The organism is Glycomyces sp. NPDC021274, from assembly GCF_040641195.1.
Taxonomy (GTDB): Bacteria; Actinomycetota; Actinomycetes; order Mycobacteriales; family Micromonosporaceae; genus Glycomyces.
Genome location: NZ_JBFADC010000001.1, coordinates 222774 through 235016, shown reverse-complemented (window position 1 = coordinate 235016; position 12243 = coordinate 222774). Strand labels below are relative to the sequence as shown.

At 71.0% G+C, this 12243-nt stretch carries 12 protein-coding genes; 11 read left to right on the top strand and 1 reads right to left on the bottom strand.

Annotated features, from left to right (window positions below; all coding sequences use genetic code 11):
- The first annotated feature begins 289 nt into the window (after positions 1 to 289).
- The 4 genes from AB0I03_RS01000 (at position 290) to AB0I03_RS00985 (ending at position 4350) form a co-directional block, all read left to right on the top strand.
- On the top strand, positions 290 to 2317 hold the full coding sequence (locus AB0I03_RS01000) for an EAL domain-containing protein (protein WP_360404334.1): 2028 nt from the start codon (positions 290 to 292) through the stop codon (positions 2315 to 2317).
- Between the two features lie 105 nt (positions 2318 to 2422).
- A complete protein-coding gene (locus tag AB0I03_RS00995) occupies positions 2423 to 3394 on the top strand; it encodes a sigma-70 family RNA polymerase sigma factor (RefSeq protein WP_360404331.1) in 972 nt (323 codons plus the stop codon).
- Between the two features lie 72 nt (positions 3395 to 3466).
- The gene (locus AB0I03_RS00990) at positions 3467 to 3922 is read left to right on the top strand and encodes a VOC family protein (RefSeq protein WP_360404329.1); all 456 of its coding nucleotides are present in this window, start codon (positions 3467 to 3469) and stop codon (positions 3920 to 3922) included.
- A gap of 167 nt (positions 3923 to 4089) precedes the next feature.
- Positions 4090 to 4350 carry a hypothetical protein gene (locus AB0I03_RS00985; RefSeq protein WP_360404326.1) on the top strand — a complete coding sequence of 87 codons (261 nt, stop codon included), beginning with the start codon at positions 4090 to 4092 and terminating at the stop codon, positions 4348 to 4350.
- A gap of 116 nt (positions 4351 to 4466) precedes the next feature.
- On the opposite strand, the gene AB0I03_RS00980 is transcribed toward AB0I03_RS00985, so the two are convergent.
- The gene (locus AB0I03_RS00980) at positions 4467 to 4883 is read right to left on the bottom strand and encodes a VOC family protein (RefSeq protein ID WP_360404324.1); all 417 of its coding nucleotides are present in this window, start codon (positions 4881 to 4883) and stop codon (positions 4467 to 4469) included.
- A 304-nt stretch (positions 4884 to 5187) separates the two neighbouring features.
- Here AB0I03_RS00980 and AB0I03_RS00975 point away from each other — a divergent pair, with 304 nt between their 5' ends.
- The 7 genes from AB0I03_RS00975 (at position 5188) to erm (ending at position 12213) form a co-directional block, all read left to right on the top strand.
- Positions 5188 to 5544, top strand: a complete 357-nt coding sequence (locus AB0I03_RS00975) for a DUF485 domain-containing protein (protein WP_360404321.1) — start codon at positions 5188 to 5190, stop codon at positions 5542 to 5544.
- Positions 5544 to 7223: a cation acetate symporter gene (locus tag AB0I03_RS00970; protein ID WP_360404318.1), complete on the top strand. Its 1680-nt coding sequence runs from the start codon at positions 5544 to 5546 to the stop codon at positions 7221 to 7223. Before AB0I03_RS00975 ends, AB0I03_RS00970 begins: the two co-directional genes overlap by 1 nt.
- Before the next feature lie 161 nt (positions 7224 to 7384).
- Positions 7385 to 8380 carry a histidine kinase gene (locus AB0I03_RS00965; protein ID WP_360405876.1) on the top strand — a complete coding sequence of 332 codons (996 nt, stop codon included), beginning with the start codon at positions 7385 to 7387 and terminating at the stop codon, positions 8378 to 8380.
- 196 nt (positions 8381 to 8576) lie between these two features.
- Complete coding sequence (locus tag AB0I03_RS00960) at positions 8577 to 9329, top strand: LytTR family DNA-binding domain-containing protein (protein WP_360405873.1); 753 nt, start codon at positions 8577 to 8579, stop codon at positions 9327 to 9329.
- Positions 9326 to 9676: a hypothetical protein gene (locus AB0I03_RS00955; RefSeq protein WP_360404315.1), complete on the top strand. Its 351-nt coding sequence runs from the start codon at positions 9326 to 9328 to the stop codon at positions 9674 to 9676. The genes AB0I03_RS00960 and AB0I03_RS00955 overlap by 4 nt, the downstream gene beginning before the upstream one ends.
- Positions 9676 to 11205: a cation acetate symporter gene (locus AB0I03_RS00950; RefSeq protein WP_360404312.1), complete on the top strand. Its 1530-nt coding sequence runs from the start codon at positions 9676 to 9678 to the stop codon at positions 11203 to 11205. Before AB0I03_RS00955 ends, AB0I03_RS00950 begins: the two co-directional genes overlap by 1 nt.
- 192 nt (positions 11206 to 11397) lie before the next feature.
- Entirely contained in the window at positions 11398 to 12213 is an 816-nt protein-coding gene (gene erm / locus AB0I03_RS00945; RefSeq protein ID WP_360404309.1) for an ErmE/ErmH/ErmO/ErmR family 23S rRNA (adenine(2058)-N(6))-methyltransferase, read from the top strand.
- Positions 12214 to 12243 lie beyond the last annotated feature (30 nt).

The window sequence follows — 12243 nt, the reverse complement described above, 5'->3', positions numbered from 1 at the left end:
GTTCAGGGCAGAGTCATCTCGTGGAGCTCGCCCCTTGCCGTACCAACGGGCCGGCACCCATCGCCCGAAAGGGCCGCCGACGCCTGGAACCGACCACGGGAGACGCAGCAGTGAACACCGGATAACGGTTTCTGTAATTGGCATGTCGCGCCTGGTCACAAGTGTGCCGCATGTGCTCCCGGCGTTGTCTGGGAGCGGAATTCGCGATATGACAGAGGAGTCGGCCGCGACCGACCCCGGGGGATTCTGGCGCGTCTCCCGGAGACGGCGCGGCAGTGGGAGGAGCGAAATGGCCACGACGCTCATGCGCAACACTGCGCCTAAGGAGCATCCGGGCCGGTATTACGGCTTCATGTCGGCGGTCGCGATAGTCGCGATCGCCGGTGCCGTCGCCGTGACCGTGACGAGCAGCGCGCCTGCGGGCGGCTGGTTCGGCGTGCCCTTCGCCTTCTGGCTCACCGCCGGCCTGGCCATGGTCGCGGAGCTGCGCCCGACCCGCTGGGGCGGGCTGTGGATGTCGCCGATGGCCTCGATCTACCTCGTGTACGTCCTCGCCACCATGATCACCTGGGGCTTCCTTCCCGCGCTGATCGTCCAGTCGGCGGCCATCGGCATGCTGATGGTGCAGCTCAAGGCCTCCCTGTGGCGGGCGGTCTTCAACGTCGCCCAGCAGGGCGTGGCGCTGGTGCTCGCCTGGGGCGTCTGGGCGGCCTTCACCGGGCCCCATGCCTGGTCCGGTACGGCTGAGCAGCTGCTCGCCATCTTCGCGGCCGGATCGGTCTGGACCCTGACGAGCTTCGCGCTCGTCGCGGCCCGGCACGGCCTCCGCACCGGGGACGGGTGGGTCTCCCCGTTCTGGCAGTGGTTCAAGAGCGAGTGGGCGCTGCGCGCCACGCAGATCGCGATCGCGCCCATCGTCGCGACCGCCGCAATGTCCTCCTGGTGGCTGGTGGCGGCCTCGGCGATCCCCATCTTCGCCGTGTACCGCATCCTCCAGACCGCCGCCGACCGCGAGCGCCAGGCCGACCACGACCCGCTCACGGGCCTGCTCAACCGCAAGGGCTTCCAGCAGGCCGTCGACGGGAAGCTCACGGACGCCGCCGAGACCGGGACCGCCGTCGCGGTCCTCATCCTCGACCTCGACCGGTTCGCCGACGTCAACTCGGCGCTCGGCCACGTGGTCGGCGACCAGCTGCTCATCGAGCTCGCGCACCGCTTCGAGGCGGACAAGCCCAAGGGCAAGGCGATCGCGCGCCTCGGCGGCGACGAGTTCGCGTTCATGTGGTCCGAACTGGACGGCATGACCGACCCGATGGAGTGCGCCCGCGAGATCCGCGCCCGCCTGGACGCCCCGATCGTCCTCGGCGACGCCAGCGTCGAAGTGGACGGGTCGGTCGGCGTCGCGGTCTATCCCGACGACGGCTCCGATTTCCAGACCCTGTTCCGCCACGCGGACATCGCGATGTACGAGTCGAAGCAGCGCGCCTCCTCGTTCGCCCGCTACGCGCCCGAGTTCGACCACAACTCGCCCGAGCGGCTGCTGCTCCTCGGCGACGTGCGCCGCACCCTCGACCACCCCGACTCGCCGGGCGTGAACCTCTACTACCAGCCGCAGGTGCGCCTGGCCGACGGCGAGGTCATCGGTGCCGAGGCCCTGCTGCGCTACCACCACCCCGAGCGCGGGATCGTCAACCCCGCCGAGATCATCGAGACCGCCGAGCACTCCTCGGTGATGCGGATGCTCACCGAGCGGGTCGTCGACATCGCCCTGCGCCAGCTCCGGTCCTGGAACGAGTCGGGCTACGACCTGCGCATGGCCGTGAACGTCTCGGTGCGCGACCTCCAGTCGCCCGAGTTCACCGACTTCCTGACCGAGCGGATCGACGCCTACGGGGTGAACGCGGCGAAGCTCCAGCTGGAGATCACCGAGTCCGCGCTCATGGCCGACCCGCGCCGCGTCGTCGTCAACGTGCAGCGCCTCTCCGACCTCGGGGTGGGCATCAGCCTCGACGACTTCGGCACGGGGTTCTCCTCGATGCAGCACCTGCGGCGGCTGCCGGTGACCGAGATCAAGATCGACAAGTCCTTCGTGACCACGCTGATCGACGACCCGGACAACGCCGCGATCGTCTCGACCACGATCGACCTGGGCCGGGCCCTGGACGTCGAGGTCGTCGCCGAGGGCGTGGAGGACGAGAAGGTCCGCAAGCAGCTGGAGGACTGGAACTGCCACGCCGGGCAGGGCTGGCACTTCGCCAGGCCGATGGACGCCGACGCGTTCGAGCGCTGGATGGTCGACCACCGCCGGGACAAATAGCCTTTCGTTGCACCACAAGGGTGTATTCGGGCACCTTACGGCCTGGCGAATCAGATTTCCGAAACCGTCTCGGCGGATGTCGGTGGCCTGTGCGAGGCTGTGATCATGAACGTTGCGATCAAAGACGAGGTGCTCGCCGAGTTCGAACCCCACCGGCGTGAACTCTGCGCGTACGCCTACCGCATGCTCGGCTCCTCGTTCGAGGCCGAGGACGCCGTGCAGGAGGCCTTCACGCGGGCGTGGAAGTCCCACGACGCCTTCGAGGGCCGCTCCTCACTGCGCTCCTGGCTCTACAAGATCACCACGAACGTGTGCCTCGACATGATCAAGGGCCCGCAGCGCCGGGCCCGCCCGATGGACCTGGCCCCCGCCTCCGACGCCGGCACGCCCCTGCCCGCGCCCGAGCCCGACTACCTGTGGGTCGAGCCGATCCCCGACTCGATGGCCTTCGGGGCCGACCCGGCGGCGGCCGCCGAAGCCAAGGACACGCTGCGGCTCGCGTTCGTCGCCGCCGTCCAGCACCTGCCCGCGAAGCAGCGCGCGGTGATGCTCATGCGCGAGGTGCTGCGCTTCTCGGCCGCCGAGACCGCCGAGGCCCTCCAGTTGAGCCCCGCGAGCGTCAACTCGGCGCTGCAGCGCGCCAAGGCCACCATGGAGCAGGTGCACGCTACCCCCGAGGCGTCCTACACGATCGACGACGCCGAGCTCCGCAAGCTCGTCGACGGCTACGTGAGCGCCTTCGAGGCGTACGACATGGACGCGCTCACGGCCCTGTGCACGCAGGACGTGGCCCTCTCGATGCCGCCGATCCCGCTGTGGGTCCAAGGGCACGCGAGCGTCGCCGAGTTCATGCTCACCGCCGGCAAGGGCTGCGAGGGCTCCAAGCTCGTCCCGGTCAGCGCCAACGGCCTCCCGGCGTTCGGCCACTACAAGCCGAGCGGCACGCCCGGACTCTGGGAGCCGTGGTCGATCACCGTCCTCGAACTCGAGGGCGGCAAGATCTCGGGCCTCAACTACTTCCTGGACACCCCGAAGCTCTTCCCGCTCTTCGGCCTTCCGAACGAGTACCGCGAGTAGGCCGAGGGCCGCCCCGCGACGGTTTCGCAAGGAGCGGGGCGGCTGTCGTACCCCGGGCTTACCGTGGGCGGTATGCCTGTTCACTTCAAGATCGTCGTCGACTGCACCGACCCGCACCGCCTCGCGGCCTTCTGGGCCGAGGCGATGGGCTACCAGGTCGAGGACCACTCGTCGTTCATCGCGGGCCTGCTCGCGAACGGGGTCGTCACCGCAGACCTCCTCACCGAGGTCGACGGACACCACGCCTGGAAGACCCTCGCCGCCGTCCGCAACCCGGACGACCCCTTCGACCCGGCCTCGGACGCCGGCCAGGGCATGCGGATCCTCTTCCAGCAGGTCCCCGAGGCCAAGACCGTGAAGAACCGCCTCCACCTCGACCTCCACGTGGGCCGCGACAACATCGAACCCGAGGTCCAACGCCTCGAAGCCCTCGGCGGCACCCGCCTCAGCGACCGCTTCGACGAGAACGGCGCCGCCTGGATCGTCATGGGCGACCCCGAGGGCAACGAGTTCTGCGTCCACTCTTAGGGATTCGCGCCGAGCCCTGCCGATTGTGGCGCGTGCGGACCTCGATCCGGTTGCTGCGACTGACATGATGTAAGTGCGTTGCCGCCGGCCTCGCACGGAGCACCGATGTGGAAGGGTGGCAGGATGAGCGTTCCGATCTGCAAGAGTCCCCGAGCGGAGGCCGCGACTTGGGCGCCCTGAGACCCTGGCATGTGCTCATCCTGCTCGGCCTGTTCGCGGTGATCGTCGGGGTCGTCTTGACGGTCGTGCTCGTCGCGAACTCGTCGAAGAAGCGGCAGCAGCCCTACGCAGCGCAGATGTACCCGCCGCCCGGCGGACCGCAGCAGCAATGGCAGGGACACCCGCCGCCCGGGCAGCCGCCGTATCCGCCTGGGGCGCAACCGCCGCAGTTCCCGCCGGGAGCCCCACCGCAGCCGCCGCCCGGCTGACAGCGAGCCGAAGGGCCGCCACGCGTTCGCGTGGCGGCCCTTCGGGTCTCCCGGCCCGAGACGGCTCCGGGCGCACCGGCGACTCGGCCTGACGGCCGAGCCGAACCGGAGCGGCGTCAGGAGCCGTACGGCATGTAGAACGGTTCCCACTGGTGGCCGTCGAGGTCGAGGAAGGTGCGGCCGTACATGCCGACCTCGGCCTCCTGGGCGCGGCGGTCCTGCTTGGAGGTCTCCTCGGTGCCGCCGGCCTTGAGGGCGGCGTCGGTGAGCTCGTCGACGGCCTCGCGGTCCGGCAGCGCCAGCGCGTACGCGGCGGCCGAGAACGCGGTGGTGTCGGCGATCGGCCGCTCGGCGAACGTGGAGTAGAACTCCTTGGTCAGCAGCATCAGGCAGATGTTGTCGTCGACGACGACGCAGGCGGCGTTCTCGTCGGTGAAGTCCGGGTTGATGCTCCAGCCGAGCGCCTCGTAGAACGCCTTGGCGGCGTCCAGGTCGTTCACGGGCAGGTTCAGGAAGATCATCTTGCTCGCCATCGTGCGGTCCTTTCGGTGTTCCAACGCCTTCACCGGTACAGACGAGATCCCTTCGCCGGATTCATCGTTCGCGCCGCCGAAACCCGGAGTACCGTTCGCCGACCGTTCGCCGACCGCTCATCGGGGCCTTCACCGCAGGAAGCGAGCCCCCCGGCGACACGCGTCACAGCAATGCTTCACTCTGCCCCGTGCGCCTCCTAGGTTGCTTGTAAACCCGTCACCGGACCGACTCGCGCCAGAAACGTCGGCCCGGGCAAGGACTGGGACAAGCCCAGCATCAAGCCCTTCAAGGAGGAACGGCCCGATGGCTACGACCCCCACCCGCGACGGACCCCCGCCCGAGGTCTCCGAGGACCAGTTGGCGGCGATGCACGACGACCCCCGCTTCGTCGACCTCAAGCGCCGCCTCTTCCGCTTCATCGTGCCCGCGACGATCGCGTTCCTCGCCTGGTACCTGCTGTACGTCTTCCTCTCCGCGTACGCCCGGGACTTCATGGGCACCGTCCTCTTCGGCAACATCAACGTGGCGCTGCTCCTCGGCCTCGGCCAGTTCCTCTCCACCTTCGGCATCGCGTGGGGCTACTCGCGCTACGCCGCCCGCAATTACGACCCGAAGGCGATCGAGCTCCACGACGCCATCCATTACGGAGAGGACCGCTGATGGACCTCCTCGCACAGGCCGACAACACCGGCCGCACCCTGACCATGGTCCTGTTCCTGCTCACGGTGGCCGTGACCATCGCGATCTCCGTCTGGGGCCACCGCTACACCCGCACCGCCACCGACTTCCACTCCGGCGGCCGCAGCTTCTCGGCGTGGCAGAACGGCTTCGCGATCGCCTCCGACTACATGTCGGCCGCCTCGTTCCTCGGCATCGCCGGCACGATCGCCCTGTTCGGCTACGACGGGTTCCTGTACTCGATCGGCTTCCTCGTCGCGTGGCTCGTGGCGCTCCTGCTCGTCGCCGAGATGCTCCGCAACACCGGCCGGTTCACCATGGCCGACGTCCTGTCGTTCCGGATGCGCCAGCGCCCGGTCCGCACGGCCGCCGCGGTGTCGACCCTCAGCGTCTCGATCTTCTACCTGCTCGCCCAGATGGTCGGCGCGGGCGCGCTCATCGCGCTGCTCCTCGGCATCAAGGAGGGCGAGACGTACCTCGGCATGGACGCCGCGACCGCCAAGATCGCCGGCATCGTCCTCGTCGGGCTCATCATGACCCTCTACGTGGCCCTGGGCGGCATGAAGGGCAACACCTGGGTGCAGATCTTCCAGGCGATGGTCCTGGTCGGCGGTGCGGCCGTCCTGACGCTCATGGTCCTCGGCCAGTACGGCTTCAACGTCTCCGAGCTGCTCGGCGACGCCGCACACGCTTCCGGCCAGGGCGCGGCCTTCCTCGAACCGGGGCTGCGCTACGGCGTGGAGGTGCCGGGCGACGCGGTCCAGACCATGTGGAACAAGCTCGACCTGGTGAGCCTCGGCCTCGCGCTGGTCCTCGGCACCGCCGGGCTCCCGCACGTGCTCATCCGCTTCTACACGGTCCCGGACGCCCGGGTCGCCCGCCGCTCCATCAACTGGGGCATCGGCCTGATCGGCGCCTTCTACCTCATGACGCTCGTGCTGGGCTTCGGCGCGGCCGCGATCGTCGGAGTCGAGGCGATCACCGCCCAGAACCCGGCCGGGAACACGGCGGCACCGCAGCTGGCGGAAGTGGTCGGCGGCGACGTCGGCGGGTCCACGCTCGGCGCGGTCATGCTCGCGGTCATCGCCTCGGCGGCGTTCGCGGCGATCCTCTCCACGGTCTCGGGCCTGGTGATCGCCTCGTCGTCCTCGCTGGCGCACGACCTCTACAACAGCGTCATCCGCCACGGCAAGGCCACCGAACGCGAGGAGGTCGGCGTCGCGAAGCTCGCTTCGATCGGCATCGGCGTCGTCGCGATCGTCCTGGCGATCTTCGCCCAGAACCTCAACGTCGCGTTCCTGGTGGGCCTCGCCTTCGCGGTGGCCGCCTCCGCGAACCTGCCGACGCTGCTGCTGAGCCTCTTCTGGAAGCGGTTCAACACCAGCGGCGCACTGTGGGGGATCTACGGCGGCCTGATCGCCTCGCTCACCCTGGTGGTGTTCTCTCCGGTGTTCTCCGGAACCGAAACTTCGCTGCTCGGCGAAGGGGTCGACATCGCATGGTTCCCGATGTCGAACCCTGGCTTGGTCTCCATCCCGCTCGGTCTCGTCTGCGCCGTGGTCGGCACGCTGATGAGCGACGAGTCCCGCACCGACAAGTTCGCGACCCTCCAGGTGAGGGCGCTGACCGGCGCGGGCTCTGAGCGGGCCGCGAGTCACTGAGCCGCCCCAGGGGCGGGGAGGGCCGGGGCGGCCCTCCCCGCTCTCATTGTGGGCCCCGTTACAGTGAACGGGTGATCCCCGGTCGCCTTTCCGCTTCGATCCGCGCTTCGAGGCTCGCCTCGACGCGCCGACGCGCGCTGGGCTCCGGCGCGCTCGCGGCCCTGCGGCTCTCCCGCCAGGTCGGCGAAGCCCTCGTCGACGGCCTCAACGGCAAGGGCGCGCCGCTCGCGGCCCGCCGCCTCGCGAAGCTCCTCGCGGCCGACGCGGTGGCGCTGGCCGACTGCGACCGGGTCATCACCGTCGCCGGGAACCTCGACCCGGCCGCGGCCCAGAGCCTGCTGGTCGAGACCCTGGACGTACTGGAGCCGGTGACGGCGCCGCCGCTGCGGGCCTCGCCGCTGATCGTCTCGGGGGACCTGGCCGGGTGCCTGCTCGTGGCGGGGGACGTGAGCGATGCGGAGGTCGCCGAGGCCGCGCATCTCGTGGCGACCGCGCTCGACCACGCCGACCTGGACCGGGCCCGCGAGCGGATCGCGGCGGCCGACCTGCGCACGCTCCGGGCCCAGATCTCGCCGCACTTCATGCACAACGCCCTGGCCGCGATCAGCGCCCACACCCGCACCGACCCCGAGCGGGCCCGCGAACTGCTCACCGACTTCTCGGACTACCTGCGGTACTCGTTCGCGAACACCGGCGACTACGCCACGGTCGCCGATGAGCTGCAGGCGGTGCAGACGTACCTCGAGCTGCAGCGTGCCCGGTTCGACGACCGCCTCGACATCACCGTCCGCATCGCCCCGGAGGTCCTGCCCGTGCCCATCCCGTTCCTGGTGGTGCAGCCGATCGTGGAGAACGCCGTGCGCCACGGCTTCGAGTCCAAGCCCGGCACCGGGCACATCGCCGTGCGCGGGTTCTCCGAGGGCGCGCTGTGCGTCATCGAGGTCGAGGACGACGGCGCCGGCATGGAGCCGGAGACGGCGAAGGCGATCCTCGCGGGGAGCCGCCAGGGCGCCGGCCGCATCGGTCTGGCCAATGTGGACCGGCGCTTGCGCGCGGTCTACGGCCCCGAGTACGGCCTGTGGCTCGACACCGCCCCGGGGGAGGGGACCAAAGCCACGGTGCGGATCCCCCGCTACGCGAGAGGGGTGCACGTATGAGCGGCGCCGCGGCCATAGGGCATGCCCCTTCCCACCCGCATCCACCTCCGACCAACCAGGGAAATAGGACGACGCTCCCACACGGGTCCGACATCCCGCCGAACGCGAACTCGGTTCGCGCCCGCCGGAGGGGCCGCCCCGCCCGCACCACCGATCCGGTCCGCTTCGCGGCCCTTTCCCCGAACCGGAAGAGACGCTGATGAGCCTGCTGCGCGTGCTCGTCGTCGAAGACGAGCCCTCCACCCGCATCGAACTCGCCGGGCAGCTCGCCGAGCTGCCCGCCGTCGGCGAGGTCGTGGCCGCCGCCGGCGGCGACGAGGCCGTGCGCCTCCTCGGCTCCGGCTCGTTCGACGCCGCGTTCCTCGACATCGCGATGCCCGGCCTCACCGGCATGGACGTGGCCCGCATCCTCCGGCGCCTCTCCGACCCGCCCGAGATCGTGTTCGTCACCGCCTACGACAACCACGCCGTGGAGGCCTTCGGCCTCGGCGCCGCCGACTACCTCCTCAAGCCCTTCCGGCCCGAACGCCTCGCCGAGGCCGTGGCCCGCATCGGCGGCCGCCGCTCCGGACCCGTGGTGGGGGACAAGGCCGACGACCTCGCCGTCGTCCAGGTCGAGCTCGCCGGGCGCACCGTGTTCGTGCGCCGCGACGACATCGCCTACGCCGAAGCCCACGGCGACTACGTGCGCCTCCACTCCAGCCAGGGCTCGCACCTGCTCCGCCAGTCCCTCACCTACCTCGAACAGGTCTGGGACGCCGCCGGTTTCGTGCGCGCGCACCGCTCGTTCCTCATCAACCTCGCCGCCGTCACCGAACTGCGCGTCACCTCCACCGCCGGCCTCGTCGCCGTCACCGAGCCCGGCGAGGTCCCTGTCAGCCGCCGCCACTCCCGGCTCCTGCGCGAACGGCTCCTCCAGGCCGCAAGGGAAGGCGGCGCGCACCGGTGAACCAGCGCGTGCGCGTCACCAGCCCCCAGACCCGGCTCGCCCTGCGCCGCCGGTCGGACGCCACGCGCCGCCTCAGCCGCCTCGCGGGCCTCCCGCAGGTCGGCCGCAGCGCGATCGACCTCGATGACGCCGAGCGCGCCCTCCGCCGCCAGCGCCGCCTCGCCATCCGCACGGCCACCCTGCTCCTGTTCGCCCTCGCCGCCCTGCTCACCGCCGCAGTGCTCACCCCCGGCCGCCTCGGCTGGGCCGTGCTCTTCTTCGCGCCCTACCCGGTCCTGCTGGTCCTCGCCGCCGTCCACGTGCGCCGGGCCGAGCGCATTGAAGCCGAATACTGCGAGGACGACTGATGCTCGGCCTGGCCGCGATCAGCCTGGTGCTCGCCTCCAGCGTCGTCATCGGCGTCTGGGGCGTGCGCGCCGCCCGCTCCACCCCGGACTTCCTGGTCGCCTCCCGCAGCATCGTGCCCGGCTGGAACGCCCTGGCCATCGCGGGCGAGTACGTCTCCGCCGCCTCGGTCCTGGGCCTCGCCGGCCTGCTCGTCAAGAACGGCGTGGGCGCCATGTGGTACGCCGTGGGCTTCACCGCCGGGTACGTGCTCGTCGCTGCGCTCGCCGCCGGGCCGATGCGCCGCAGCGGCGCCTACACGGTGCCCGACTTCGCCGAGTACCGCCTCGGCTCGCCGCGCATCCGCCGCATGTGCGGCCTCGTCGTGCTCGTCATCATGCTGCTCTATCTGCTGCCGCAGTTCAAAGCGGCCGGTGTCGTGCTCGAACTCGTCTCCGGCATCCCCTACTGGATCGGCGTGGTCGGCGCCGGACTCGTGGTCTCCTCCACGATCGCCGTCGGCGGGATGCGCTCGGCGACCTACGTGCAGGCCTTCCACTACATCGTGAAGCTCGCGTTCATCGCCGGCCCCGCGGTCTTCCTCATCGCCCTCGCCGAGCCTGCGCAGCGCGAGGCGGCCCTGGACCCGAGCGCCGACGCGGACTGGTCCCGCCCGCTCCTGGACCTCGACGGCTCCGGGCACCCGCTCCTGGCCACCATCTCCGTCCTGGTCGCCACCACCTTGGGCGCCATGGGACTCCCGCACGTCGTGATGCGCTTCCACACCGTCGCCGGAGCCCGCGCGGCCCGCCGCGTCGCCGTCTCGGTGATCGTCCTGCTCAGCCTCTTCTACCTGTGGCCGGTCGTCTACGGGCTCCTCGGCCGCGTCACCACGCCCGACCCCGAGGAGACCGACGTGGTCCCGCTCCTCGTCCCGAGCGCGATCGCCCCGGGCACCGTGGGCGCGGTCCTGACCGCGCTGGTCGCCGCCGGCGCGTTCGCCGCGTTCCTCTCCACCTCGTCCGGGCTGCTCCTCGCGCTGGCCGGGGGCCTCTCGCACGACCTGTTCGGCGGCTCGCTCTCGCGGCTGCGCCTCGGCGTCGTCGTGGGCACGGCCCTCGCGGTCGCGCTCTCGCTCCCGGCGGCCGATGTGGACATCAACGTGCTCGTCGGCTGGGCCTTCGCGGTGGCCGCCTCCACGTTCTGCCCCTTGCTCACCCTCGGCATCTGGTGGCGCGGCCTCACCGCGACCGGCGCGACGGCGGGCCTGCTCGTCGGCGCGGTCACCTCCACCGGCGCGGCGCTCGCCTCGGTGGTCCTCGGCCTCGAGCCCGGCATCGTGTCCGTCCTGCTGGCCCAACCGGCACTGTGGACGGTCCCGCTCGCGTTCACCGTCATGATCGCCGCGTCCCGGCCCGGTTCCGTCCCCGACTGGGCCAGCGAGGCCGTGCTGCGCCTCCACGTGCCCGGCCGCTACTCCTCGGGCGACACCGGCGCGATCCCGCGCGAGCGGCGCGACAACCGGGTGGACGCTCCGGGCGAAACCGGATAGCCTCGCGGGCATGTACGGGAATCCAGGGCAGTTCGCGGCTTTCGCGTGCTGCCCGAGCTTCATTCGGCTGCGCGCGGCGGCCTAGGCCACCGCAAGCGCTGCAACTCGACCGCTGTCTCCGCAGCGGCTGCGCCCTGCGCGGGCCTAGGCGAATCGATCGTCCTGATTCGACTCGTCCCATGGAGCACTCCCATGTCCCGCAGCCAATTCCCGCGCGCCCGGACTCCGCACACCAACAGCGCCCGGACCGCGAACCGCAAGGCACTGTCCCAGAACTTCCTGCGCGACGCGCAGATCGCACGCGCCCTCGTCGACGCCGCCGACGTCCGCCCCGACGACCTCGTGATCGAGGTCGGCCCCGGCGACGGCATGGTCACAAGAGCGCTGCTCCACCGCGCCCGCCGCGTCACCGCCTACGAGAAGGACGGCCACTTCGTCGAGCGCCTGCGCTCGCGGCTCGGCCACCACGAGCACTTCCGCTGCCACCAGGCCGACTTCCGCGAAGTCGCGCCCCCGCGCGAGCCTTTCACGGTGGTGTCCAACGCGCCCTTCGGGATCACCACGGACATCGTCCGGTGGTGCCTGCGGGCGCGCACCCTCACCGCGGCCACCCTGGTCACCCAGCTCGAGTTCGCGCGCAAGCACACCGGCGACTACGGCCGCTGGAGCCGCCTGACCGTCGCGCACTGGCCCGAGTTCGCGTTCGCGCTCGGTATGCACATCGACCGCCGCGAGTTCCGGCCCGTGCCGCAGGTCGACGCCGCCGTGATCCACCTCAACCGCCGCCCGGAGCCGCTGGTGCCCAAGGGCGCCATGCCCGACTACCGCGACCTCGTGGACCTCGGCTTCAGCGGTGTCGGCGGCTCGCTCGCCGCGTCCCTGTGCCGCGCCGTCCCCCGACGGCTCGCGCACCGGGCCTGCGCCGAAGCCGGCATCGCCCGCGACGCGGTCGTCGGCCACGTCCCGCCCGACCGGTGGATCGCCCTCTTCCACGCCCTCACCCGTTGAGCCACCGGAGGTACCGGGGCAAAGGCCGAT

What these genes read in the sequence shown, in the direction of transcription:
- AB0I03_RS01000 (WP_360404334.1), top strand. Translation starts at nt 290, where the DNA reads ATGGCCACGACGCTCATGCGCAACACTGCGCCTAAGGAGCATCCGGGC.
- AB0I03_RS00995 (WP_360404331.1), top strand. Translation starts at nt 2,423, where the DNA reads ATGAACGTTGCGATCAAAGACGAGGTGCTCGCCGAGTTCGAACCCCAC.
- AB0I03_RS00990 (WP_360404329.1), top strand. Translation starts at nt 3,467, where the DNA reads ATGCCTGTTCACTTCAAGATCGTCGTCGACTGCACCGACCCGCACCGC.
- AB0I03_RS00980 (WP_360404324.1), bottom strand. Translation starts at nt 4,883, where the DNA reads ATGGCGAGCAAGATGATCTTCCTGAACCTGCCCGTGAACGACCTGGAC.
- AB0I03_RS00975 (WP_360404321.1), top strand. Translation starts at nt 5,188, where the DNA reads ATGGCTACGACCCCCACCCGCGACGGACCCCCGCCCGAGGTCTCCGAG.
- AB0I03_RS00970 (WP_360404318.1), top strand. Translation starts at nt 5,544, where the DNA reads ATGGACCTCCTCGCACAGGCCGACAACACCGGCCGCACCCTGACCATG.
- AB0I03_RS00950 (WP_360404312.1), top strand. Translation starts at nt 9,676, where the DNA reads ATGCTCGGCCTGGCCGCGATCAGCCTGGTGCTCGCCTCCAGCGTCGTC.
- erm (WP_360404309.1), top strand. Translation starts at nt 11,398, where the DNA reads ATGTCCCGCAGCCAATTCCCGCGCGCCCGGACTCCGCACACCAACAGC.